Origin of the sequence: Microbacterium sp. DWRC1-3 (assembly GCF_049896645.1) — a bacterium.
In the GTDB taxonomy this organism is placed as follows: Bacteria; Actinomycetota; Actinomycetes; order Actinomycetales; family Microbacteriaceae; genus Microbacterium; species Microbacterium maritypicum.
This window is the reverse complement of the sequence record NZ_JAFCUS010000002.1, coordinates 225931-248766: the sequence shown is the minus strand read 5'-3', so window position 1 is coordinate 248766 and position 22836 is coordinate 225931. Positions and strand designations below refer to the sequence as shown.

Below are 22836 nucleotides of genomic sequence, written 5' to 3'. Positions count from 1 at the left end.
CGGATTGTGAGGATGCTGGGAGAAAGCGGGCGCGCTCGCGACGGCGACCGCTGCGGGGCCCGAGACCCGGTCAGTTCGGCCGACTCTCCGCATCCGTGCGTACCCGGCGGAACCTCATCCGGATGACGACGAACAGTCCCGCGAGGGTGAGCGCGACGCCGAAGACCTGGATCGCCCCCGGCGGAGCGGCGAGACCGAGCAACACCGATGCGATGCCCACCAGTGGCGGCACCGCAAGCCCGAGCAGGGCGACGTATGAAGGGCCGGCGGTGAGGATGATGCGATGCTGCACGAGATACGCGGGAACGTAGATGCCGAGTCCGAGCACGGCCAGCACGGCGATGCTGACCGGCTCGATCATTCCGCCGAGTCCCACCTCGATGACGGCCCACACCAGCAGGGGCACGCTCCCGAGGGCGAACACTGGGAGGATGCGCGCAGTGATCGCGCCGGCGCGGTCCCGGTTCACGTGCGCGAAGAGCAGCCCGTAGACCGACATCGACACCATCGCGCCGAGGGCGGCAAGGACACCCCCGACGACGTCCGCCTCCGCTGCGCCGTCGATCCTAGGGACGATGTACAGCAGGGCGCCGGTGACCGCGACGATGGTCGCCGCGAGCACGAGCGGATGCACACGGGCGCGCGCAAGAGCGCTCTCGAGCAGCAGCACGACTACGGGCGAGAGCGCCAGGACGAGGCTCGGGATCGCCGGGCCCGCGAGAGCGATCGCGAGGGTCGAGAGCATCGTGTAGCCGGCGACACCCGTGACGGCGAGGGCGGCGAGTTCCCCACCGGAGTAACGCGGAGCCGTCGCCGGCGAAGGCGGACGCGCCAGAGTCGCCACCGCCACGAGGCCGAGCACGGCGAACCCGGTGCGACCCGCCGACACCACGGCGACCCCTGCCCCCTGCAAGGCGACCCCTGCGATCACCCAGGTCGCGGCGAGCAGCACCACGAGCGCCACCGATTCGAGTGCGAGCCGCACGCGATCGGTGCTCGACGAGACCGACCGCATGGCGACCCGCGCTGCGCTCATACCAGAGCGGCCTCGACCTGCCCCCGCTCGAAGTAGGCGACGAGCTCGGGATCCAGCGGCGGGATCTCGATCGCCGAGCCGTCACCTCGCAACGACGCGGTGGCGAGGATGCCCGCGGCCACCGCCTCGCGCGCCGCGACGGGAGAGGTCTCGGTCAGACCCCCGTGGCGGACGAACCGCAGGAACTCGGCGACGAGCAGCGCGTCGGCGCCGTCGTGACCCGCATCCGGCACCTCGGGGACGATGAAGGTCTCGTCGGCGTCGGCCGCGCCGGCATGCCGCCGATTCCACAGCTTGACCTCGCTGCCGGCCACATCGCCGAAGTTCTCGATGCGCCCCTCGGTGCCGATCACGGTGTAGTTGCGCCAGTAGTCGGGGGTGAAGTGGCACTGCTGGTACGACGCGAAGATGCCGCCCTCCAGCTGCATGTTCACCATCGAGATGTCTTCGACGTCGACCACGGGGTGGAGCCCCGTGAGCGCGGTGGGCGGCCAGTTGTCCATGCTGAACCAGTCCGGCATCCGCTCCCCCGCCCTGTCGCGGCGGTCGGTGATGTCACCGTAGACGCTCAGCGCCCCCATCGCGGAGACCCGCTCGCTGTAGGCGCCGGCGAGCCAGTGGATGATGTCGATGTCGTGCGCACCCTTCTGCAACAGCAGTCCGGTGGTGCGGCGGCGGTCGGCGTGCCAGTCCTTGAAGTAGAAGTCGCCGCCGTGGCCGACGAAGTGCCGCACCCACACGGCCTTGACCTGGCCGATGCGGCCGCTCTGGATCAGCCCGCGCATGAGCGTGATCACGGGCATGTGCCGCATGTTGTGACCGATGTAGAGACCAGTGCCGGTGCGGCGTGCGGTCTCGAGCATCGCATCGGCGTCGGCGAGGTCGATCGCGAGGGGCTTTTCGCAGAACACCGGCACTCCGGCTTCGAGGGCACGGATGCTGAGGGCTGCGTGCGTGTCGTCGGGTGTGAGCACCATGACGGCGTCGACGCCCGAGGCCAGCAGCTCGTCGAGCGAGTCGGTGATGAGGGCGTCCGGCACGAGGGCGCGGGCGTCCTCGCGAGCGCGCGGGGCGAGGTCGCACACGGCGCTGATGCGTGAGCCCTGCCCCGGACGATGCACCTCTTCCTGGAGGGTCGAGCGCGCGCCGAAGCCGATGATGCCGATCTGGAGATCCACGATGGTCCTTCTGTGTGATGAGTCTGTGCGGATGCCGAGGTCAGCGGGCCCGCGGTGCGGGGGCGTCGAGGTCGGTCGATCCGCCGGGGAAGAGCGTCCATGCGAAGTCGTGCAGGCGCCCGGGTGCGGATTCGCTCTCGAGGGCACGGTCGACGATGATGCGCGCCTGCCTCTCGTAGAAGTCGGTCGGACCGACGGTCGTGAGCGTGGGCGCGATCAGGCGGGCGTCGGGGGTGTTGCCGACACCCACCACTGCGACGTCGTGCGGTACCCGGAGCCCGAGCATGTGCGCGGCGTTGATCGCGGCGATCGCGGCGAAGTCGGTCGTGGCGTAGACCGCGTGCGGCCGGTTCTCGCCCGACAGCAGCTCGACCGCGGCTGTGAAGGCGCTCGCCTGGGTGTCGGCGTACGTCACCGTCCAGGCAGGGTCAGGCTCGATGCCGGCAGCGGCCAGCTTCTGGAGGTACGGCGTGTAGCGGGTGACCTGCTCACCGGCGAGGCGCACCGCTCCCTCCGCGGCGATGCATCCGATCGCGGTGTGCCTCTCCAGCAGGTGATCCATCGCGATCTCGCACCCCGGGATCGCGTCGGAGCGGATCACGTCGAATCCTTCCGGCTCGAGATGCTCCGAGAACACCACGAGGCGCTGTCCGCGACGCACGAGGTCGGCGAGGTTCTGCCGTGCCTGGTCGTCGAGTCCCACGCCGTCGAGGTAGGCCACGTCGCTCTCGACCCGGTCGAGAGCGGCGTGCCAATCGCCGTCGGCGAGGATCAGCGTGGTGAGCCCGTGCCTGTTGGCCTCGGCATTCACCGCGTCGGCCACGGCCAGCGACCACGGGTCGCTGAGCATGTGCAGCGACAGCTGCACCATGCCGCTGCGTCCGGTGCGGATCGCCCGCGCCGCGCTGTTCGGCCGGTAGTTCAGCTCGTCGGCGGCCGCCAGCACACGTGCGGCGGTGGCCTCGGCCACACCGGCGCCGGATGCGGCACCCGCCCGTCCGGAGAACACGTACGACACGGTCGCTGTCGACACGCCGGCCCGTTCGGCGACCATGCGCAGGGTCGGGCGCCGGGGCGCCTGGTGCTCGCTCTTCGCCATGTCTCAGCCCTTCGATCCGCTGAAGGCGATGCCCTGGATGAACTGCCGCTGCAGGACCATGAAGGTCACGAGCATCGGCAGGGTCGCCAGCAGCGCGCCCGCCATCAGCACCGGGTAGTCGGTGCCGTGGATGCCGACCAGCTGCGAGAGCCCGACCGACAGCGGCATCTTCGCGGGGTCGGTCGTCACGATCAACGGCCAGAGCAGATCGTTCCAGGACCACAGCACGGTGAACACCACAAGTGCGATGATGCCAGGCTTCGCCAGCGGAACCATGATCCGCCAGAAGGTCTGCCACGGATTGGCTCCGTCGATGCGGGCGGCCTCCTCGAGCTCGGCGGGCATCGACAGGAAGAACTGCCGCATCAGGAAGGTGCCGAAAGCACTGAAGATGCCGGGCACGATGAGCGCCTGCAGGGTGTTGAGCCAGCCGAGTGCCTGGATGATCTCGTACTGCGGCAGCAGGTAGAGCTGCGAGGGCACCATGAGCACCGAAAGGAACACCACGAACAGCGCGTTGCGTCCCGGGAAGGGGATGCGCGCGAACGCGTAGCCCGCCATGGTGCACAGCACCACCTGGCCGACCGTGCGCCCCACGGTGAGCCACACCGAGTTCAGGAACATCTGCCCGAAGGGCATCGAGTCGAACACCTCGGCGAAGTTGGTGAACACCCATTCGCGCGGCAGGAACGACGGCGGCACCTGCACCGAGTCGGACAGCGTCTTGAACGAGGTCAGCAGCTGCCAGACGAAGGGGAAGACCATCAGCACCGCACCGAGGATGAGCACGAGGTGCACGATCCAGATGCCGCGGTTCTTCGGCGTCCCGGAGCGGCCGGCGGAGGCGCCGACCACGGCGCGCGTGTCGAGCGAGACGTCACTCATAGTGCACCCACTTCTTCTGCAGACGGAACTGCACGATCGTGAGGATCAGGATGATCACGAGCAGCAGGAAGGCGACGGCGGCCGCATAGCCGCGGTCGTTGTCGAGGAAGCCCGCCTCGTAGAAGAGGTAGACGACGGTGCGGGTGTTCGGCATCGCGGGGTTGCTGCGTCCGAGCATCATGTAGATGAGGTCGAACACCTGCAGCGCCCCGATCACGCTGATCACGCTGACGAAGAAGATCGACGGCGACAGCAGCGGGATCGTGATGGAGAAGAACTTGCGCACGGGGCCCGCGCCGTCGAGGTCGGCGGCCTCCATGATCGTGTCGGGGATGCCCTGGAGACCGGCGAGGAAGATGACGATGTTGGTCCCGAGTCCCGCCCAGATGCCGACGACGGCGATCGCGACCAACGCGGTGTTCGGGTCGGTGAGCCAGCTGCGCCCCTCGATGCCGATCGCGCCGAGCGCGGCGTTGAGCACCCCGTAGTCGCCGTTGTAGATCATGCGCCAGACCAGCGCGATGGCGGCCGGCATGGTGACGACGGGGATGAAGTACAGCGTGCGGTAGGCGCTGCGACCCTTGAGCCCCGCCGTGTTCAGCAGAGCGGCGATCCCGACCGCGAGCGGGATGCCGATGAGGGCGATGATCGTGTAGATCGCGGTGTTGCGAAGGGCTCCGATGAGCTCGGGGTCCTGGAACAGGCGCGTGTAGTTCTCGATGCCCACCCACTCGGATCCGCCGAACGGGCCCGACTTCGTGAACGAGATGATGAGCGTGCGGACGGTCGGCCAGAGATAGAACACGGTGATGCCCAGTGCGGTCGGCCCGAGGAAGACCAGCGCCCACCAGGGCGAGGCTCCCGGGCTCCGCCGGCGGCGGCGGATGCCGGAGCCCTGCGGCTGCGGCATCCGCTGCGCCGTCTCGACCGCACGCGGTGCGATGACGGTCATGCGGTCACTCCTGCTCGGCGTCCAGTGCCGCCTGCATCTGGTCGGCGAGGTCCTGGAGGCCCTCCTTCGGGGTCATCGCTCCCGACCACACCTGCGAGAGCACCTCGCTCTCGATGCTCGTCCAGGCGGAGGTGTTCTTCGACACCGGGTACGGCACGGCGTTGTCGAGGGCGTCGATGTAGACCTGCAGGTCGTACTGCGGCAGGGCGTCGACCCATGCCTGCTGCATTCCCGTGAAGGCGGGGATCACGGTGCCGGTCTCGGCCTGGATCTTCGCGGCCTGCTCTCCGGAGGCGAACTCCGCGAACGCCTTGGCCTCGGCCAGGTGCGCGCTCTTCGCATTCGCGACGTTGCCGACGCCGTGGATCACGCTCTGGTTGCCCTCGACCCCCGCCGGGAGCGGGGCGACGTCGACGATGTCGCCGATGTCGGCGTTGTCGGCGTAGGCGATCGCCGCCCACGACCCGTTCTGGAACATGGCGACCTTGCCGGAGAGGAAGAAGTCCTCGGGGTTGGTATCGGTCATCTGCTCCGCCGTGGGCGAGGACCCGGCGGCGATCAGATCGGTCCACAGCTCGATGCCCGCGAGCGCCTCCGGCGAGGCGTATCCGCTCTTCGTTCCGTCGGCCGAGATCACCTCACCACCGGCCTGCGCGATGGAGTTGTAGAAGTTCTCCTGGCCGTACTGGCTGGCCGCCACTCCGAACTGGCCCTTCGCGGGATCGGTGAGCTTCGCGGCAGCGGCGGTGAAGTCGTCCCACGTCCAGTCCGCCGACGGGTACTCGACGCCGGCGGCGTCGAACAGCGCCTTGTTGTACCAGAGGGCGACGGTGTCGAAGTCCCTCGGGGCGCCGTAGAGCTTTCCGTCGTAGGTGTAGAGGTCGATCAGGCCCTGCGGGTAGTCGGCGGCGTCGATCCCCCCGTCATCGAGCGGGGCGAGCTGACCGTTCGAGGCGTAGAGCGGGAAGTTCGGGCCGTTCATCCAGAAGACGTCCGCCGCCGAGCCGCCGGTCGCGGCCGTCTGCAGCTTGGTGAAGTACTCCTTGTACGGCGTGACCTGGACGTCGACCGTGACGTTCGGGTTCTCCTTCGTGAACGCCGCGGCGATGTCCTCCATCGCCGGCTTCTGGTTCTCGTCCCAGATGGCGTAGCTGAGGGTCACGTCGCCGTCGGAGCCGCCGCCGCCCGTCGAGGCGGAGCAGGAGCTCAGGGCGAGGACGGCGACCGCTGATGCGGCGAGTGCGCCGAGAGCGCGGCTGGTCGTACGGGGCATCGGTGTCTCCTTCGACAGGTGCACGAGTGCGGGGGGAGTGTTAATCGTTTAGCGTTAATCGATTAGCAAGGAGGATAACGCGACGGAACCGCCCGTCGCAACCCCGGATCAGAAGAGGGAGCCGAGAGCCAGGCCGAGGCCGGCCGCGAGCACGCCGAGCAACAGCATCCCGATCGCATTGAACGCGGATGCCCGGCGTTCGCCGTCACGCCACAGAGCGACCGTGTCGAGCATCGCCGTGCTGAACGTCGTGTAGCCGCCGAGCAGCCCCGCCCCGAGGAGGAAGGCGGCATCCGGCAGCGCGGCGGTGACGAGCCCGAGCGCGAACGATCCCGAGATGTTCACCAGCAGGATGCCCCAGGGGAAGCGGCGTCCGGCCAGACGAGCGACCCCGAGGTCGACGAGATAGCGCAGCACCGCGCCGATCCCTCCGGCGAGCGCGGCACCGAGGAACAGCAGCGGACTCACGATGCTCTCCCGGTGCGGGGGCGACCGAGATGCAGCCCCAATGCCGCCGCACCGAGACCGAGCACGAGGGTGCCCACCGCGTAGACGATGGCGAGGATCGGCGCGCTCGTCCACAGGTCGAGCGTGCCCGTCATGAAGGCGCTGTACGTCGTGAAGCCTCCGAGCACGCCGGTTCCGAGCATCAGCCGCAGGTCGGCCGATGCCGGAAGACGCGCGGCCAGCACGCCGATCAGCAGCGCCCCGACCACGTTCGCGATGAGCACCGCGACGGGGAATCCCCCGGTGTCCGGGAGCACGAGCCCCAGGCCGAGCCGCGCCGCCGTACCCATCGTGCCGCCGGCGGCGACGAGGAGGATGCGGCGGAAGTTCACGTCCGCCACTGTAGTCCCCGACTGGCAGTGCGCCGTTCGGATGTCAAGGCGGTGGATACCGGATCGCGAACAGCGTTGACTGACGACATGAATCCCCTGTGGAAGCTCGACCGGACACTGCCCGCCGGATCGCCCTTCGAGCCCGGAGCCCTGCACGACGTCGTGATCGTGGGCGCCGGGATCACCGGCCTCTCGACGGCGGCGATGCTCACCAGGGCCGGCCTCGATGTCGCGGTGATCGACGCGGGCGGCATCGCCCAGCTCGCGACGGGCGCGAACACGGGAAAGCTCTCCCTCTTGCAGGGCGCACAGCTCGCGACCATCCGACGGCACCACCCGGCAGCGCTCGTCCGCGCGTACGTCGACGCCAACCGCTCGGGGATGGAGTGGCTGCTCGCGTTCGCGGAACTCGCGGGAGTCCCCTTCACGCGCCACACCGATCACTCGTACGCCCAGGGTCCCGCCGGGATCGACACCGTCGACGAGCAGCATTCCGCCGCACGCGAGGCGGGCGTGCCGGCGAGGCTGCTGCCGTCCACCGCGCTCCCCGCGACGCCGTTCCCCGTGGCCGCCGCCGTGGCGCTCGACGATCAGGTCGCGATCGACCCCGTGGCCGTGTCGGTGGCCCTCGCCCAGGAGCTGCTCACCGCGGGCGGCACGCTCCACACCGGCGTCAGAGCGACGAGGACCAGGGCGCTGACCGGACGTGTCGACACCACGCAGGGCCCGCTCTTCGCCGACCACATCGTGCTCGCGACGGGCACCCCGATCACCGATCGCGGCCTGTACTTCGCCAAGACGCGGGGGCTCCGGTCCTATTGCGTGTCCTTCCGGGTGCCGGACGACCTCCCCGAGGGGATGTTCCTCTCCGTCGACGGACCGACGCGCTCCATCCGCCCGGTCACCGCAGCGGACGGCCCCGGCGGCGACGCGCGGCTCGTCGTGGGCGGCAACGGCCACCCGGTCGGTCGCTCGGATGGCGAGGCGGCAGCGGTGGAGGATCTCATCGCCTGGACGCAGCTGCACTTCCCCGGCGCCGAGGAAACCCATCGGTGGTCGGCGCAGGACTACGAGTCGCACGACCTCATCCCGTTCGTGGGGGCGATGCCCCGCGGCCTCGGTCGCATCCGCTTCGCGACGGGCTACGCCAAGTGGGGGCTCTCGAACGCTCCCGCCGCCGCGCAACGACTGACCTCCGAGATCCTCGGCACGCCCCGACGCGACCGCCCGAGCTGGATCACGACGATCGGCACGCGCCTGACGGTCCCCGCCGACATCCGCCGTGGGGCCGTGGAGGGCGGCAAGGTCGCCACGGCACTCGTCTCCGGTTGGGCGGATGCCGAAAGTCGCAGCACCCCCGTCCCCCAGCCCACCGAGGGCGAGGGTGTGGTGGCGAATCGGGCCGGGCGCCCGGTCGCGGTCTCCACCGTGGACGGTGTGACCCGCGCCGTCAGCGGCGTGTGCCCGCACCTGGGCGGGGTGCTCGCCTGGAACGACGCGGAGTGCTCCTGGGACTGCCCGCTGCACGCCTCCCGCTTCGCTCCGGACGGCACGCGCCTGGAGGGTCCGGCGCTGCGGGACCTCACCCCGCTGTCGCCGACGGACCCGGAGTGATGTCGCCGGCGGGAGGGGCACCGTCCCACCCCTGCTGTGGCGTGTCGCCGTTCTCTCGGAACACGTACTGCGACACGAGCTTGCGCTGACTGCTCGACCAGTCGATGGCGGGTCGACGCTGCTCCGGCGGCAGGTAGCCCAGCCGATAGACGGCCATGAGCTCGAGGTCGTCCGGCACCCGCAGCAGCTGCACGATCTCCTCCCAGCGCCCCGGAACCTCCATCGGGAACGAGATGAACTGGATGCCCATGCCGAGCTCGACCGTGGTGAGCCAAACGTTCTCCATCGCCGCGCCCATGCTGAACACCGAGTAGAACGAGGAGAGCTGTCCCGGCCGGTACTCGCTGCGGTCGAGCATCACGCCCAGCAGCAGCGGTGATCCCGCGACGAGCTTCCGGTTCTCGGCGCCGAGGGTCTTCGGCACCCCGAAGGTGTTCATCAGCGTCTGCCCGCGCTTGGTGAACACCTGACTCGTGAACGGCCGAAGAGCGGCGGGCAGCTTGTCGAACAGCATGCCGCTGCGCTTCTCCTCCATCTCGGCCTGGCTGAAGCGGAAGTAGGGCTTGTAGCGCTCGAAGAACGTGCCGTTCGACATCGCCTCGGTCATGCTCTCCCCCGAGATGCGGGCGATCTGCTCGATCGTGTCGCGACTCTCGATCACGACGAACCGCCAGGGCTGACTGTTCAGCTGCGAGGGGGCACGCCCTGCGGCCTCCAGGAGGATGCGCTGGTGATCCTCGGAGACGGGGTCGGGCAGGAAAGCGCCGTTCGTGGTCTTGCGGCGTCGGATGGCATCGAGCAGTTCCATGCGTTTCACTTCCGGTCGGCGGCGGATCGCGAGAGCACCAGCCCCGCGACGATGAAGGGAGCAGCGGCGAGCGCGACCAGCGGGTGCCGCCGGGTGTGAGTGCCGAGGTAGGGGATCGCCGCGAGGGGCACGGCCGCGGGCAGCAACGCGAGAGCGGCACGGCGCCCGGCGGTGCGGGGACCCCGCGACCAGCCCGCCACGAGGGCGGACACAGAGGTCGCGCACGTCGCGATGTACAGCGCGTGGTGCAGCCAGCGGAAGCGACGGGTGTCGATCAAGCGCAGGGCGACGGATGCTCCGAGCGCGACGTTCACGGCGTAGGCCGTGGCCGCAGCGATGAACAGTCCCGTCGATCCTGGGTCGTCGCGCCGTCTCATGGCATGACCCTACGCCCGGACTCGGGCGACGACCTCCCCCTTGCACCCGGGTGAGGCGGTCCGGTACGCGCTGTGCCCGGACGGAGAAGCCCCCTCGTGCGCGAGATCGCACACGAGGGGGCTTCTGCCGTCGAGCCCGGAGCTACAGGTTGCCGTCCGCGTAGACCCGAAGCGCGTCGCGGACGAACTCGGCGCCGTGCGTGCCTCCGGATGATGTCGCGTAGTTCGCACCGAAGCGCGGGTCCGCGACGTACATCTCGCCGAGCCCGATCACGTACGCCTTGACGTCACCGCCGGAGGCGGCGGCAGGTGTACCCGGGATGCCCGTGAGCCACTCGACGTGACGCCGAGCGACCTCCTGGGCCGCGGGGGACGCCGGATCGATGCCGCTCTCCGCCGCGGCGATCCAGTCGCGCCCGAGGTCGGACACGCGCTGCTGCCAGTCGGTGCGCTCGGCGTCGGTCATCCCCCGCCACCAGCTGTCGCCGTCGGCGTACGCCTTCTCGCCCCAGCGCTCCTCGACCTCCTGCTTGTAGCGGGTGTGATCGAAGCCGTCGAACATGTTCTCTGCCATGAGGTTCTCACCTCCTCTCAATGCCGTGATGGTGGATTCGACCGACGCGATCTGCCGCGCCAGCCGGGTCTGCTCTTCGCGCAACAGCGCGAGATGGGTCTCGAGTGCCGTCGCCTCGCTGCCGGCGCCCTCGCCGACGGATGCCGCGCCGAGCACCTCCGCGATCTGCGGCAGTCCGAGTCCGAGCTCGCGCAGCAGCAGGATGCGCTGCAGACGCACGAGCGCCTGTCCGTCGTAGTGCCGGTAGCCGTTGTGGGCGATGCGCGACGGCGGCAGCAGACCGATGTCGTCGTAGTGCCGCAGCGTGCGGCTGGTGGTGCCGGCGAGGCGGGCGATCTCCTGGATCGACCAGTCCCCCTTCTCCATCGCTCCTCCTTCCTTCGTGCTCTGCGTGGTGTTGTCTTGAACTCTAGAAGTTGACGTTGCGTCAAGGTCAAGACGCTCCTGAAAACGACGAACGGCCTCACCCCTATCCGAGGGTGAGGCCGTTGGTCGGCGAGGCGCGAATCAGTCGGCGGTTGTTCCGAACGCGGTGAGCGAAGCCGTCAGCGCGTTGGCGACCGCCTGAGCATCGATGTCGAACAGCACGTCGACGTTCGGCACGCCCTGCCAGCGATCGATCATCTGCACGACGGTCTGTCCGCGGGTGTGCGTGCCGTTCAGCTCGACATCCACACGGAGGTTGCGCACCGTGAACCAGTCGGGGTTGAGGGCATAGGCGACGCAGGGCACGTCGTTGAGGTGCATGCCCTCGGTCTTCCACTCGGGCATCTCGTCGGGGTCGTCCTGACGATCCGGGTATCCGATCATCTCGCAGAGCGCCAGGCCCATCGGCGAGCGCGACTCCCAGAGCGTGCGGACGTGGTCCGGTGTGAGGGCGAAGCTCCGGGAGACGTCCAGTCCCACCTGCGTGAGGGGCGCGCCGGACTGGATGACGATCTCCGCGGCTTCGGGATCGTTGAAGATGTTCGCACTCGCGACGGGGGTCACGTTGCCCCACGTGAGCGCCGCCCCACCCATGTAGATGATGCGGCGCACCGAGCGCGCGAACTCCGGCTCCAGCTTGATGGCCAGAGCGACATTGGTGAGTGGCGCGAGCGCCATGATCGTCACCTCGCCCGGCGCCGACATGACCGTGTCGATCATCCGACGCACGGCGTCGGGCTCGACCTCTGCATGAGGATCCGGATCCGGGTACTCCCAGAAGCCCACCCCGCCGGGACGGTGGATGTGCTCCGCGAAGTGCGGCTCGCCGACCAGCGGTCGGCTCGCGCCCTTCCAGATGGGCAGGTCGGAACGGCCGGCCACGGCGGCGATCTTGCGGGCGTTCGCCGTGGCGGTGTCGACATCCACGTTGCCGAAGACCGTCGTCAGCGCTTCGATGTGGAAGGCATCCGAGGAGAGCGCCCAGAACAGCGCCCCCGCGTCGTCGATCCCGGGGTCGGTGTCAATGATCAGTCGTTCCATACTCATACTTTCTGTCATGTCCTAGCGGCGAGCGTGCCGGTCGGACTCTTCACTGAGCGCGGTTGCGTTCGCCGTCTTCGCCCGCGCGGCGCGCGCGACGACGAACAGGTACCAGCAGTTGATCGCGATCAACGTGATGTTGAGTGCGACCATGGGCGCGCTGCCGAGCATCAGGTTGTACGCCATGAGCAGCGACGAGGCTCCGAGGTTCAACCAGCGCAGGCGCGAGATCGTCGGCTGCAGGATCGAGATGATCAGGAGAGCACTGCCGGCCCAGCCGACGATCTCGCGCCAGAGATCCATCAGGAGGTCACTTGCCCACGAAGAGGCCGTTGCGCCGCTTCGCGAGGATGTAGAGCACCACGCTGATCGCGCACAGGGTCGCGATGTAGATCGGGAAGACCCACATCATCCCCTGGCTCTGCAGCCAGAGCAGCAGGTACGAGGCGGTGCCGCCGAAGATGGCGACGCCGAGGCCGTACCCGAGACCGAGTCCGGTGCCGCGGATGTGCTGGGGCAGCAGGGAGTTGGAGACGACGACGAAGATCGTCATGTTGAGAAGCAGCACGATCGCACCGCCGAACATCACCCCGGCGAGCGTTCCGATCCCGGGCTGCGAGTACAGCAGCGCCAGGAAGATCGTCGGGATGGCCGCGATGCGCGCGATGACGAACCACCGGGACATCGGGAACCGATCGAGGATTCGGCTCAGCGCGAAGGCTCCGACGGTCAGGAAGACGCCCATTCCGGTGGTGATGGCGAACACGGCGGTCGGGTCTTCGCCGAACGTTCCGTTCGCCAGGTTCGGCAGGCCCGCGATCCACGTGTAGTTGTATGCCTGGATCGCGCCCACGATGAAGACGGTGGCGAGCACGCTCAGCCAGTACTTGCGCACGTCGCGCCACACCGAGTTGTCCTTGGTGGGGATCGCGCCGACCGTGCGGATCGCCGCCGTGTCGAGCGTCTCAGGGAGCGTGCGACGCAGCCACAGCACGATCAGACCGAACAGCCCGCCCACGATGAACGGGATGCGCCAGCCGTATGCGGCGAGAGCTTCGGGGCCCAGCAGCAGGCTGATGAAGAAGATCGAGAGCGGCGCGAGCAGGTTGCCCAGGTTGTTGAAGAACGCGAAGAAGCCGGCGACATAGCCGGGGCGGTTCGGCACCAGCTCGAGCGCATACGCCGTGCCGAGCGGTGCTTCGACACCGGCGGAGAGCCCCTGCAGGAGGCGCGCGGCGACGACGATGATCGGTGCGATGGCCCCGATGCTCTGGTAGTCGGGGAGCACGCCGATGATGAAGCTGCCCAGCGCGACCGCGCCGACGGCGAAGATCATGATCTTCCTGCGCCCGAAGCGGTCGGCGACGAAGCCGAAGACGACGCCGCCGAGCGGACGTGCGACGAATCCGACGGCGAAGACGGCGAGCGCGTTCAACGTCGATGCGAGTGGACTGTCGGAGGGGAAGAACGCCGCGCCGAGATAGACCGACAGCAATCCAAAGATCGCCCAGTCGTACCACTCGAGCGCGTGTCCCCAGCTCAACGCCCGGAGGTTTCGGCGCTCGGATCGGCTCGCTTTGCTCGTCAGCTGCTGCGGTGCGGCGGCCACTACTTCTTCAGTGCTCATGGAGCTCCTTTGCTCTGCCCCCGAGAGGGAGGTGATCGACCCTAATATGCGGATATCTCCTGGTCATGACGCACTTCCTGCCAGTCGGCGAGGAGTGCTCATCTTCGGGAAGCAGATCCGAACACGACTATAGTATAGCAGGAATCCCTTCTGTGACAGAAAGAAGTGCATCGTGAACTCCTCGCTCGACGACGACGGCAGACGGCTCCTCGACGCCGCATCAGAACTGATCATCCGCGCGCACGACACGAACCTCCACCGCGTCGCCGCCGCCGCCCGCGGGGCCTCCGGAGCGATCTACCTCGGCCTCAGCCTGCGCGCCCCTCGGGAGAGCGTCTGCGCGGAGAGCACGGCCCTCGCCAACGCCCGGATCGGAGGGGAGCAGGAGGTGGAGGCCATCGTCTCGGTCGGTCTGCGCGACGACGGTACGGCGGTCATCCTCAACCCCTGCGGCGTCTGCCGCGAGGTCGTACCTGCGATCGCACCGGGCATCCGCACACTCGTCGACGGCGGCGGCCACCCGGTGTGGGTGACCGCCGCCGATCTGCTGCCGATGCCGTGGGTTCGTGCGCGAACCTACGACTGAGCCGCCCGCGTGACTCAGCGCCAGGGCAACGGACGCCGCAGCACCTCTCCGATGCGCTCCAGCACGCCGTCGAAGTCCATGTCGAAGATCACGCGGTGGATCGGTCGTGTCTCGTCCTTCACCGGATGCACTCCCGCGAGGAAGCGGTCGCCGGTCTCCTCGTCGAGGAAGGTCTCCAGCGGGCGCATGACCGCACCGGTCACCAGCTCGGGATGCAGAAGGCTCGCGACGGCCATGCTGTCGTTGATCCCCATGACCCGACGCCCCTCCGGCTGCGGGTAGGAGCGCGAGTAGAAGCCGGCGTAGTCCCGACTGATCTCGGTGATCAGCTGCGCCGGGGCGAACCCCGTCGTGGAGGCGATCTCGAGGAAGAAGTCCTCGGGGACGAGGGCCTGGCGGGTGACATACGGCCCGCACCACGTGACGTCGCCCTGATGCCTGGCCACCATGCGCGCGGCATCGATGTCGAACGACACGTTGGGATCGCGCGAGACGCGGAATCGCCGATCCTCCCACGGTGCGGTGTCGTGATACAGGGCCGGACCGAGCGTGCCGACGATGGTGGTCGAGCGGAGTCGCGTCAGAAGCTCGGGTTCCGCCTCGAGCGCCACGGCGAGGTTCGTCTGCGGGCCGAGGGCGAGATAGTCGATCTCCCCCTCGTACCGATCCACCAGATCGAGCAGGATCGGGACCCCGCGCGGCTCCGCCGGCACGGAACGGGCAGGGCGCAGGCCCGTGTTGCCGAAGCCGTCCTCGCCGTGGATGCCCGGGTTCATGCGCAGCTCCTGCACGATCGGCACGTCGGCACCGCGGTACACCGGCACATCGGTGCGCCCGCAGGCGTCCAGCACGTACCGCGCATTGTCTGCGGCGCGCTCCCCCGTCGTGTTGCCGAAGACGCTGATCACCGCCAGGATCTCCACCTCGGGGTCGGCGGCCAACAGCATCAGGGCCAATGCATCGTCCACACCGGTGTCGGTGTCGACCACAACTCTTCTCATCAGTGCTCTCCTCGTACGGGGATCAGGGGCGCGACAGTCCGAACGCGGCGAACGCGTCCTGTGCCGACTTCTCGGTCAAGAGGGTGACGAATCGCGCCGCATCGTCCCCGGCTCCAGGCCGAGCGCCGACGGCGAACCGTCCGTAGGACTGCAACTCGTGGGGTATCGGCTCGACGACCTGCGCACCGGGCACCGAGCGCAGCTCGCTGACCTGCTGGATCGCGACATCGGCACGACCGTCCAGCAGCGCTTCGGCCGTGAGCCCGCTCGCGCACCGCACGGCGCGCTCATCGATGCGCTCGAGAAGTCCGCGTTCGCGGAGCACCTGCATGAAGTGCACACCGCTCGCCCCGCTGAGCGTGTAGGCGACGGCGCGGGCGGCGAGCAGATAGTCGAGGAACGCCGATGCCGAGTCGTCGACCGGCGCCGGAGCGCCGTCGAGCCGCGCGAAGCCCACGGATGAGACCGCGATCTCTGCGACATGCGAGGGATCCACCAGGCCACGAACCGCGAGATCGGTGACAGAAGACGAGACCCCGAGCACCAGGTCAGGCCGCGCGCCCGCGGAGATGCGCTCCAGCAGCACGGTGGTGGGTTCGAACGTCGCCTCGACACGTGTGCCGGTCTCGCGCTCGAACGCGGGGATGACGTGCTCGACGAGGGGGTTCTTGACGACGAGGCCGCTGTACAGGGTGATCACGAGGGGTTCCTTCCGGAAGGCGTGGCGAACGAGTGCAGCTGCGCCGAGGTGAGGGGCGATGTGGCGAGGCCACGCGTGAGGAAGAACAGCTGCGCGGTGTGCTCGAGCTCCTCCAGGGCGTCGACGGCGGTGTCAAGATCCACCCCCGCGACGACGGGGCCGTGGTTGCGCAGGAGCAGGGCGTGGGTGACGCGCGCGGCATCCTCCACAGCACCGGTCGCAGCCGGGTCGCCCGGCGCGTAGTAGGGAAGCATCCGCAGTGTTCCCACGCGCATGCCGTAGTACGCGGTCAGGGGCGGGATCGGGTTCTCGGCATCGACGTCGGACAGGCACGACACCGCGGCCGCGTGGACCGAGTGCGTGTGCACGACCGCGTTCGCATCCGGCCGCACGCGCAGCATCGCGACGTGGAGGAACGCCTCCTTCGTCGGCGGCGGACCGTCGAGGTGCGCGCCGTCGAGGGCGACCACCGACAGCTGGTCCGCGTCCACGTCGGCGAGACTCACGCCCGTCGGTGTGACCAGCACGCGTTCCCCGTCGCGCACGGCGAGGTTCCCGGTGCGGCCGTGCGTGAGGCCGCGGCGGTGGATCGAGTGGGCGACGCGCACGATCGCGCGGCGGGCGTCGGCGCTCATGCCGTGCGGCCCTGTCGCGCGACCTCGACGAAGAGGTCCTCCTCGCCGAAGTTCCCGGATTTGAGGACCAGGTGCACGTCACGCGCCTCGTCGTGGATCCACGGCGCGCCCGGCGCGACCTCCTCCCCCACCACCGCGACGGTCGTGCCGAGGGCGCGGATGACCTCGCCGGAGGTCTCGCCCCCGGCGATCAGCATGCGCTTCACGCCACGATCGGACAGCTGCGATGCGATGAGGCCCGCCGTCCGTTCGTACAGTTCCCCTGCGCCCGGTACGTCATGACGGCGCTGCGCTGCGGGGCTGGACGAGTAGATGAGCGCGGCGGCGTCGGAAGGCTGCCGGTCCCACCACTCCACAGCGCGTGCGGCGAGCAGCTCTGCGGTGTCACCGGGCTCGGCCACGACGCGGTGGTAAGGGTTCCCCGACCCGACGAAGCGGTCGATCTGCTCGAGCGTGCGCCGGGAACAGCTGCCCGCGATGATCGCAGTACGACCCGAGGGGGGCGCCGGCGCCGTCGTACCGCCCGCGGTCTGCCGCAGAGCGATCGCTCCGACGAGTCCGGCCGATCCCGCGACGAGCGGCTCGCCGTCGAGGGCATCGGCGAGGACGGCGAGGTCAGCATCCGTGATGGCATCGGCCACGAGGTGACGGGTCCCCTCGGCGCGTGCCCCTCCCAGGGCCTCGCGCACGGCGTCGGCACCGCGCTGCACGACCTCGAGCGGCAGGAGCCCGACCGGTGCCGTGCACTGCGCCGCGAGCAGCCGCGGCACCGAGGAATCGCGCATGGGGGTCACCGGATGCTCGCGCATATGGGTCTCGGCCAGCAGCACGTCGCCGACGAAGAGGTGACCGCGATAGACGGTGCGCCCGTGCAGGGGCGCGGCCGGCGTCGTCACCACCAGGTCGGCCTGAAGGGCATCGGCGATCGCCTCGGTGATCGGACCGATGTTGCCCTCGTCCGTGGAATCGAACGTCGAGCAGTACTTGACGTAGATGAGATCTGCTCCGTGCCGTCGCAGGACCGCGAGCGCGGCGAGGCTCTGCGCGACGGCCTCGTCGACGGGAAGAGACCGCGTCTTCAGGCCGATGACGATGCCGTCGGCCGGGACAGCGGGCTCGTCGATCTCGGTGTCGAGCGCGAGGAGGGTGCGCAGTCCCGCGCGGCGCAGCGCCGCGGCGACATCCGTCGCTCCGGTCACGTCGTCGGCGATGACGCCGATCATCGGCGTTCCTCCTGGAGCACCGTGGTCAATCGTCGCGCGGCCGCGGCGGGCCCGTCCAGGACCGTGACGCCGAGTCGGTCGGCGAGTGACGAGGCGGCACCCGCGAGCGAGTACTGGGCGAGCACCACCAGATCGAAGGGCTCATCGACGTCGGATATGGCTGCGGCCAGTGTCTCGACGAGCTCAGGGGCGGCGAGGGGCGCGGCTGCTGCGGGGATCACGATCGGGTTCACGTGCGCAGCCGATCCGGCTTCCACGAACGCCTGCGCCAGACGCGCTGCACTGTCGCTCGCGGCCGAGGGCAGCGAGGCGACGAGCAGAACCCGCTCGGGGTCGGCGGCGACGGCTTCGGCGAAGAGGGGGCCGTCCGCCGAGAGGACGGTGTGTCCGCCAGCGTCGCTCTCGCGCCGGTCGGCGCGCTCCCCGAACTGCGAGCAGGTGAGCAGCACGCCGTCCGCTCCCCCGGCGAGGGCGAGCTCGATCAGGCTGTCCATGCGCGCAGCCAGCGGCGCGGTGATGCCGCCCTCGGTCTGCGCGTCGGCGAGCAGCCGGTCATCGAGCAGGTTCCACACGGTCGCGGCAGGAAGCGCGGCGGTGATGGCGGCGGCCGCCGGAGCGATCGCCAGCGGCGTCGCGCTGATGAGCGCGATCCTCGGTTCGGTCACCGGAGGTTCCTCTCGATCCAGGAAAGTCCTTCGCGGGTGCCCGCGACGGGGGCGTACTCGCAGCCGATCCACCCGGGGTATCCGCTCTGCGCGATCCGGGCGAGCACGCGCTCGTAGGCGATCTCGCCCGTTCCGGGTTCGCCGCGACCGGGGTTGTCGGCGATCTGCACATGCGCGACCGTCGGCTGGAGCTGCTCGAACCGCTCGATGACGTTCCCGCGGTCGACCTGCGCGTGGTAGACGTCGAACAGCACGCCCACGACGTCGGGATCCACGGCCTGCGCCACCGCCGCAGCGGTCTCCATCGACGCGAGGCCGTAGCCGGGCTGATCACGCTTGTTGATCGCTTCCAACGCGATCCGCACCCCGGTGCCACGCGCCTGCGCGGCCGCCCAGGAGATGTTGGACACATACGTCGCGAAGGCCGCGTCGGCGTCGGCGTCGGACGGCGCGATCCCGGCCATGGCGTGCACCACGCCGGCACCGAGGACAGCCGCGTACTCCAGAGCCCGCAGCACCCCGTCGCGGAACTCCTGCTCCGCGCCGGGGACGTACGCCGCACCGGATGCCGTGGCCGACCCTGCGGCTCCGGCCGGAGTGTTGATGAGGATCTGCGTCAGGCCGGCGTCGTCCAGCAGACGACGCACCTCCGCGGGGGCGAGCTCATACGGCGACGCGAACTCCACCGCGGTGAAGCCCGCCTCGGCTGCCGCGTCGAACCGCTCGGCGAAGGGGACCTCGGTGAACAACCACTTGAGGTTGGCGGCGAGGCGCACCGGCCCCGACGACGTCTCGACGATCATGCGGTCACCGCGTCGTAGTCGGGGTTCACCACGAACTCGGGCGCCTGGCCGCCGAGAACCGCGATCACGTTGCGCGCAGCCATCCGGCCCGACTCGCCACGTGCCTCGCGCGTCGCGCCCGCGACGTGCGTCGTGGCGAGGATGCCGGGGGTGTGCAGGAGCGGGCTCGACGCTCCCAGCGGCTCGTCCGCGAAGACGTCGAGAGCGGCGGCGCCGATGCGCCCGTCGCGCACGGCGTCGACCAGCGCATCCTCCTCGATGATGCCCCCGCGCGCCGTGTTGATCAGCACCGCGTCGGGCTTCATCATGGCCAGGCGCGAGGCGTCGATGAGGTGCCGGGTGGACTCGTCGAGGAAGAGGTGCAGCGTGACGAAGTCGGCCTCCCGCAGCAGTTCGTCGAGCTCGAGGCGACGGATGCCGTTGGCCTCGGCGAAGCTCTCGTCGAAGTACGGATCGTACGCGACGACGTGCATGCCGAAGCCCGCCGCGATCGTCGCGACCGCCTTGCCGATCGAGCCCAGCCCGAGGATCCCGAGAGTCGCGCCCCGCAGCTCCCGCCCTGTGAGCTGCTGCCACGTCCCTGCGGCGAGGTTGCTCACGTTCTCGGGGATGCGCCGGGCGCACGCCAGCGCCAGGGCGAAGACGTGCTCGGCGACGGCCTGCCGGTTGGCGCCGGGGGTGACGCACACAGGCACCCGGCGCGCGGTCGCCGCGCTCACATCGACACTGTCGTAGCCGACGCCCGTGCGCACGACGAGCCGCAGCTCGGGGGCCTGCGCGAACTCGTCATCGCCCAGAGGGCGGGTGCCGGCGATGATCGCCCGGACTCCGGCGAGCGCCCGTGCGCGATCCTCGGCGTCCAGGCGCTCCAGCTCGGGCTCGTGCCGAGTCGTGAGTCCGGCGCCGCGCAGCATCCGGTCGACCTCGTCGCCGGGCTCGAGGAATGCGGTGGTGATCAGCACGTCGTGGGAATCGGTCGATGTCACCAGATCCCTCCTTCGTAGTCGGGGGCGGCGAAGGCGCCGCCGTGCAGGGTGGGTGCAGGGGCATCGAGGTCGACGCCGTCGGCGTGGTCGGCGGCGTCATCGCGGGGCACGTAGCCGATCGCCGCCCACCCCGCGTCGCCGTTCCACCAGCGCCCGGTATTGGCAGAGCAGCCGTAGACGACCTGACAGCCCGACGGGGCGCTCTCGATCGCGCAGCGGAAGAGCTCGATGCCGTCGCGCCAGCTGAGCCAGAGTGCGAGCTGACGCCTGTCCTCGGGTTCCGGGCGGAAGGTGCCGATGCGCACGAGCACCGACTCGATCCCCCACTTGTCGTGGTACAGGCTGGCGATGGCCTCGCCGAACGCCTTCGAGACCCCGTAGAAGGTGTCAGGACGAAGCGGTGCGCTCTCGTCCAGGACCTCGCTCGCCGGGTGGAAACCGACGACGTGGTTGGAGCTGGCGTAGACGACGCGGCGAACGCCGGCCCGTCGCGCCGCTTCGTAGACGTGGTACGTGCCGTCGATGTTCACGCGGCGGATGTCGTCGTACGGCGCTTCGTCGGCGATGCCGCCGAGGTGCACGATGACGTCCACGCCCTCGGCCGCTGCCGTGAGAGCGTCGAGGTCGCCGAGGTCGCCGATCACGATCTGCTCGCCGGGGAAGAGCGACTCGTCGGCGTCGGCGCGCGCGAACAGCACGACGCGGTCGTATCGGGCGACGAGACCCTCGCGGATCACCCGCCCCATGCGCCCTGTTCCGCCGGTGTACAGCACTGTCGTCATCATCGTCCTCTCTTGCGCGCTCGGCTGTCAGCCGATGCTGCGGTCCTGTTCACCCGTCGATGCGTCGGCGAAGAATCCGATCGCGGCCCTCGCGGCGTGCCGGCGGTGCACCTCGCCGTCCTCCCATCGCAGTTCCACGTCGTGCCCTGGCACGAGGCTGGCTCCGGTGTCGGTGAGCAGCGAGCGCATCGCGACGATCGTCGCCGCGCTGGCGTCGAGGTCGAGCGTGGAGTCGACCCGTCCTGAGGCGAGCTCGTACAGGTTCTTCACCGCATCGCCGGCGAACACGCGCTTCTCGTCGGCGCGCTCGAGATAGAAGGCGAGGTGATGCGGGGTGTGCCCGGCGCTGTCGATGGCGTGGATGCCGGGGAGAACCTCCTGGCCCGCTGTCATGCGCCCGACCCGATCGGTGCGGCGAAGCAGCTCCTGCACGTGGAGGTCGGGGAGGAAAGGGGTGCCGGACGGCTGCTCCGCGGCCCAGCGCAGCTCGCGCTCCCCCACCCAGGTGGTCGCGTTGGCGAACATCGGGAAGTTCGAGACGTGGTCCCAGTGCATGTGCGTCAACAGCACGTCCGTCACGTCGTCCGTGGTCAGTCCGTACCGCTCGAGGCCGGCGTGGATGAGGGGGATGTACGCGGGCTGACCGGCATCGATGAGCACTCGCCGCACGCCGTCGTCGAGCAGCCACAGGCTGCTCCAGCCGAAGGCGCCGTGAGAGCTCGACTTGCCGGGGAAGCCCTCTACGAGCGGACGTGCGACGTACCCGGATGATCCTGCTGATCCGGTCGTCGACGTCGACATGGTGCCCTCATTCTGCGCGCTCACAAAAAATAGTATAGCGCAATCCACGAGAACCGACAGCTCCCGGACTCCGCGGAGCCCCTCCGCCGCTCAGGCCTCCAGAAGCCGTTCGGTGGCACCGATGATGTGGTGCCTCATCGCTGCGGCCGCACCTTCCGCGTCACCGGCGACGATCGCCTGGTAGACCGCGTCATGCTCCGGCGCGGCACTCACGGCGCCCGTGCGTCCGAACTTCGAGAACAGACGGAACCGCTGGATCTGCCCACCGAGTGCCGCGTACGACATCTCCAGGAAGGCGTTGCCGGACTGCGCCGCGATCATCATGTGGAAGCGCGCATCGCTGCGCCAGTAGAGATCGAAACCCTCGGTCTCGGTGTCGGCGACCTCGGCCGAGCGCCGGAAGTCCTCCACCGCCTCGCGCAGGCCTTCCAGGAATTCGGGGGTCGTGCGCTGCGCGGCTTCGTAGGCGAGACGGGGCTCCAGCAGCACGCGGGCCTCGCCCAGCTGCTCCACCTCGTCGCGCGTCATGACCGGGGCCACCCGGTAGCCTCGCAACGCCTCGCGCTGAACGAGCCCGGTGTGCTCCAGCCGCGCCAGCGCCTCACGCAGGGGTGTCTGACTGACATCCAGCTCACGCGAAAGGGCTCCGATGTTCAGGCTCTGCCCCGCCGCCCGCTCGCCCGACATGAACTGGTGCAGCAGCACCTCGTACATTCGGTCGGCGATGGGCTGCTTCGTCGATCGCCCTGCCACATCTTCTCCCCTCGAAGTCCTTCCGTCGAAGACTACCGGTCGGCCCATCGGCGCTCGGACGGACGCGCGGCCGTCGCGGCGATGCGCCCGCACCGGAAGAGGGGGTTGACAGGATCGAGATATATCGTGTTATTGTGGCAACACACGATATATCGTGACCCTCAACCCAGGA

At 69.3% G+C, this 22836-nt stretch carries 26 protein-coding genes; 2 read left to right on the top strand and 24 right to left on the bottom strand.

The window, feature by feature from the left end:
* Positions 1-70: 70 nt before the first annotated feature.
* The 8 genes from ACP699_RS13905 to ACP699_RS13870 all read right to left on the bottom strand — a co-directional run bounded on the left by ACP699_RS13905 (position 71) and on the right by ACP699_RS13870 (position 7262).
* A complete protein-coding gene (locus tag ACP699_RS13905) occupies positions 71-1036 on the bottom strand; it encodes a DMT family transporter (RefSeq protein WP_426171866.1) in 966 nt (321 codons plus the stop codon).
* Positions 1033-2214, bottom strand: a complete 1182-nt coding sequence (locus tag ACP699_RS13900; protein WP_200935183.1) for a Gfo/Idh/MocA family protein — start codon at positions 2212-2214, stop codon at positions 1033-1035. The genes ACP699_RS13905 and ACP699_RS13900 overlap by 4 nt, the downstream gene beginning before the upstream one ends.
* A gap of 40 nt (positions 2215-2254) precedes the next feature.
* Positions 2255-3313 carry a LacI family DNA-binding transcriptional regulator gene (locus ACP699_RS13895; protein ID WP_426171864.1) on the bottom strand — a complete coding sequence of 353 codons (1059 nt, stop codon included), beginning with the start codon at positions 3311-3313 and terminating at the stop codon, positions 2255-2257.
* A 3-nt stretch (positions 3314-3316) separates the two neighbouring features.
* Positions 3317-4198, bottom strand: coding sequence for a carbohydrate ABC transporter permease (locus tag ACP699_RS13890; RefSeq protein WP_017831365.1), 882 nt, complete (start codon positions 4196-4198; stop codon positions 3317-3319).
* Positions 4191-5150, bottom strand: coding sequence for a carbohydrate ABC transporter permease (locus ACP699_RS13885; protein ID WP_017831364.1), 960 nt, complete (start codon positions 5148-5150; stop codon positions 4191-4193). Before ACP699_RS13885 ends, ACP699_RS13890 begins: the two co-directional genes overlap by 8 nt.
* Before the next feature lie 4 nt (positions 5151-5154).
* Positions 5155-6423, bottom strand: coding sequence for an ABC transporter substrate-binding protein (locus tag ACP699_RS13880; protein WP_426171861.1), 1269 nt, complete (start codon positions 6421-6423; stop codon positions 5155-5157).
* 108 nt (positions 6424-6531) lie between these two features.
* A complete protein-coding gene (locus ACP699_RS13875; RefSeq protein ID WP_055876617.1) occupies positions 6532-6891 on the bottom strand; it encodes a fluoride efflux transporter FluC in 360 nt (119 codons plus the stop codon).
* Positions 6888-7262, bottom strand: a complete 375-nt coding sequence (locus tag ACP699_RS13870; RefSeq protein ID WP_288968738.1) for a fluoride efflux transporter FluC — start codon at positions 7260-7262, stop codon at positions 6888-6890. Before ACP699_RS13870 ends, ACP699_RS13875 begins: the two co-directional genes overlap by 4 nt.
* Positions 7263-7349: 87 nt before the next feature.
* Here ACP699_RS13870 and ACP699_RS13865 point away from each other — a divergent pair, with 87 nt between their 5' ends.
* Positions 7350-8876, top strand: coding sequence for an FAD-dependent oxidoreductase (locus ACP699_RS13865; RefSeq protein WP_426171858.1), 1527 nt, complete (start codon positions 7350-7352; stop codon positions 8874-8876).
* Here the strand turns inward: ACP699_RS13865 and ACP699_RS13860 are convergent.
* From ACP699_RS13860 to ACP699_RS13835, 6 genes are all read right to left on the bottom strand, one after another.
* Positions 8845-9684, bottom strand: a complete 840-nt coding sequence (locus ACP699_RS13860; RefSeq protein WP_055876606.1) for a nitroreductase family protein — start codon at positions 9682-9684, stop codon at positions 8845-8847. The two genes, ACP699_RS13865 and ACP699_RS13860, sit on opposite strands and share 32 nt — an antisense overlap.
* Before the next feature lie 5 nt (positions 9685-9689).
* Positions 9690-10061 (bottom strand): hypothetical protein, encoded by a 372-nt coding sequence (locus ACP699_RS13855; RefSeq protein ID WP_055869455.1) that lies wholly within the window; start codon positions 10059-10061, stop codon positions 9690-9692.
* Positions 10062-10203: 142 nt separating this feature from the next.
* The gene (locus ACP699_RS13850) at positions 10204-11001 is read right to left on the bottom strand and encodes a MerR family transcriptional regulator (protein WP_426171855.1); all 798 of its coding nucleotides are present in this window, start codon (positions 10999-11001) and stop codon (positions 10204-10206) included.
* A 141-nt stretch (positions 11002-11142) separates the two neighbouring features.
* Positions 11143-12102, bottom strand: a complete 960-nt coding sequence (locus tag ACP699_RS13845; RefSeq protein ID WP_426171853.1) for a nucleoside hydrolase — start codon at positions 12100-12102, stop codon at positions 11143-11145.
* A 21-nt stretch (positions 12103-12123) separates the two neighbouring features.
* The gene (locus ACP699_RS13840; protein ID WP_017831355.1) at positions 12124-12405 is read right to left on the bottom strand and encodes a hypothetical protein; all 282 of its coding nucleotides are present in this window, start codon (positions 12403-12405) and stop codon (positions 12124-12126) included.
* A gap of 7 nt (positions 12406-12412) precedes the next feature.
* Positions 12413-13729, bottom strand: a complete 1317-nt coding sequence (locus tag ACP699_RS13835) for an MFS transporter (protein ID WP_055876592.1) — start codon at positions 13727-13729, stop codon at positions 12413-12415.
* A gap of 172 nt (positions 13730-13901) precedes the next feature.
* Here ACP699_RS13835 and ACP699_RS13830 point away from each other — a divergent pair, with 172 nt between their 5' ends.
* On the top strand, positions 13902-14315 hold the full coding sequence (locus ACP699_RS13830; protein WP_426171851.1) for a hypothetical protein: 414 nt from the start codon (positions 13902-13904) through the stop codon (positions 14313-14315).
* A 14-nt stretch (positions 14316-14329) separates the two neighbouring features.
* Here ACP699_RS13830 and ACP699_RS13825 read toward each other — a convergent pair whose 3' ends face one another.
* The 10 genes from ACP699_RS13825 to ACP699_RS13780 form a co-directional block, all read right to left on the bottom strand.
* The gene (locus tag ACP699_RS13825) at positions 14330-15316 is read right to left on the bottom strand and encodes a nucleoside hydrolase (RefSeq protein ID WP_426171849.1); all 987 of its coding nucleotides are present in this window, start codon (positions 15314-15316) and stop codon (positions 14330-14332) included.
* A gap of 22 nt (positions 15317-15338) precedes the next feature.
* Positions 15339-16016 carry a substrate-binding domain-containing protein gene (locus ACP699_RS13820; RefSeq protein ID WP_055876583.1) on the bottom strand — a complete coding sequence of 226 codons (678 nt, stop codon included), beginning with the start codon at positions 16014-16016 and terminating at the stop codon, positions 15339-15341.
* The gene (locus tag ACP699_RS13815) at positions 16013-16651 is read right to left on the bottom strand and encodes a class II aldolase/adducin family protein (protein ID WP_127481707.1); all 639 of its coding nucleotides are present in this window, start codon (positions 16649-16651) and stop codon (positions 16013-16015) included. Before ACP699_RS13815 ends, ACP699_RS13820 begins: the two co-directional genes overlap by 4 nt.
* Positions 16648-17874, bottom strand: a complete 1227-nt coding sequence (otnK, locus tag ACP699_RS13810; protein ID WP_426171846.1) for a 3-oxo-tetronate kinase — start codon at positions 17872-17874, stop codon at positions 16648-16650. Before otnK ends, ACP699_RS13815 begins: the two co-directional genes overlap by 4 nt.
* Entirely contained in the window at positions 17871-18539 is a 669-nt protein-coding gene (locus tag ACP699_RS13805) for a hypothetical protein (protein ID WP_426171844.1), read from the bottom strand. The genes otnK and ACP699_RS13805 overlap by 4 nt, the downstream gene beginning before the upstream one ends.
* On the bottom strand, positions 18536-19342 hold the full coding sequence (locus tag ACP699_RS13800) for a hydroxypyruvate isomerase family protein (RefSeq protein WP_288968722.1): 807 nt from the start codon (positions 19340-19342) through the stop codon (positions 18536-18538). The genes ACP699_RS13805 and ACP699_RS13800 overlap by 4 nt, the downstream gene beginning before the upstream one ends.
* A complete protein-coding gene (locus ACP699_RS13795; protein WP_055876569.1) occupies positions 19339-20328 on the bottom strand; it encodes a phosphoglycerate dehydrogenase in 990 nt (329 codons plus the stop codon). Before ACP699_RS13795 ends, ACP699_RS13800 begins: the two co-directional genes overlap by 4 nt.
* Positions 20325-21110: an NAD-dependent epimerase/dehydratase family protein gene (locus ACP699_RS13790; protein ID WP_426171841.1), complete on the bottom strand. Its 786-nt coding sequence runs from the start codon at positions 21108-21110 to the stop codon at positions 20325-20327. Before ACP699_RS13790 ends, ACP699_RS13795 begins: the two co-directional genes overlap by 4 nt.
* 27 nt (positions 21111-21137) lie before the next feature.
* On the bottom strand, positions 21138-21935 hold the full coding sequence (locus tag ACP699_RS13785; protein ID WP_288968719.1) for an MBL fold metallo-hydrolase: 798 nt from the start codon (positions 21933-21935) through the stop codon (positions 21138-21140).
* A gap of 66 nt (positions 21936-22001) precedes the next feature.
* Positions 22002-22664 (bottom strand): GntR family transcriptional regulator, encoded by a 663-nt coding sequence (locus tag ACP699_RS13780; protein ID WP_235563381.1) that lies wholly within the window; start codon positions 22662-22664, stop codon positions 22002-22004.
* Positions 22665-22836: the final 172 nt, after the last annotated feature.

What these genes read in the sequence shown, in the direction of transcription:
- ACP699_RS13905 (WP_426171866.1), bottom strand. Translation starts at nt 1,036, where the DNA reads ATGAGCGCAGCGCGGGTCGCCATGCGGTCGGTCTCGTCGAGCACCGAT.
- ACP699_RS13895 (WP_426171864.1), bottom strand. Translation starts at nt 3,313, where the DNA reads ATGGCGAAGAGCGAGCACCAGGCGCCCCGGCGCCCGACCCTGCGCATG.
- ACP699_RS13890 (WP_017831365.1), bottom strand. Translation starts at nt 4,198, where the DNA reads ATGAGTGACGTCTCGCTCGACACGCGCGCCGTGGTCGGCGCCTCCGCC.
- ACP699_RS13885 (WP_017831364.1), bottom strand. Translation starts at nt 5,150, where the DNA reads ATGACCGTCATCGCACCGCGTGCGGTCGAGACGGCGCAGCGGATGCCG.
- ACP699_RS13880 (WP_426171861.1), bottom strand. Translation starts at nt 6,423, where the DNA reads ATGCCCCGTACGACCAGCCGCGCTCTCGGCGCACTCGCCGCATCAGCG.
- ACP699_RS13865 (WP_426171858.1), top strand. Translation starts at nt 7,350, where the DNA reads ATGAATCCCCTGTGGAAGCTCGACCGGACACTGCCCGCCGGATCGCCC.
- ACP699_RS13860 (WP_055876606.1), bottom strand. Translation starts at nt 9,684, where the DNA reads ATGGAACTGCTCGATGCCATCCGACGCCGCAAGACCACGAACGGCGCT.
- ACP699_RS13855 (WP_055869455.1), bottom strand. Translation starts at nt 10,061, where the DNA reads ATGAGACGGCGCGACGACCCAGGATCGACGGGACTGTTCATCGCTGCG.
- ACP699_RS13850 (WP_426171855.1), bottom strand. Translation starts at nt 11,001, where the DNA reads ATGGAGAAGGGGGACTGGTCGATCCAGGAGATCGCCCGCCTCGCCGGC.
- ACP699_RS13845 (WP_426171853.1), bottom strand. Translation starts at nt 12,102, where the DNA reads ATGGAACGACTGATCATTGACACCGACCCCGGGATCGACGACGCGGGG.
- ACP699_RS13840 (WP_017831355.1), bottom strand. Translation starts at nt 12,405, where the DNA reads ATGGATCTCTGGCGCGAGATCGTCGGCTGGGCCGGCAGTGCTCTCCTG.
- ACP699_RS13835 (WP_055876592.1), bottom strand. Translation starts at nt 13,729, where the DNA reads ATGAGCACTGAAGAAGTAGTGGCCGCCGCACCGCAGCAGCTGACGAGC.
- ACP699_RS13825 (WP_426171849.1), bottom strand. Translation starts at nt 15,316, where the DNA reads ATGAGAAGAGTTGTGGTCGACACCGACACCGGTGTGGACGATGCATTG.
- ACP699_RS13815 (WP_127481707.1), bottom strand. Translation starts at nt 16,651, where the DNA reads ATGAGCGCCGACGCCCGCCGCGCGATCGTGCGCGTCGCCCACTCGATC.
- otnK (WP_426171846.1), bottom strand. Translation starts at nt 17,874, where the DNA reads ATGATCGGCGTCATCGCCGACGACGTGACCGGAGCGACGGATGTCGCC.
- ACP699_RS13800 (WP_288968722.1), bottom strand. Translation starts at nt 19,342, where the DNA reads ATGATCGTCGAGACGTCGTCGGGGCCGGTGCGCCTCGCCGCCAACCTC.
- ACP699_RS13790 (WP_426171841.1), bottom strand. Translation starts at nt 21,110, where the DNA reads ATGACGACAGTGCTGTACACCGGCGGAACAGGGCGCATGGGGCGGGTG.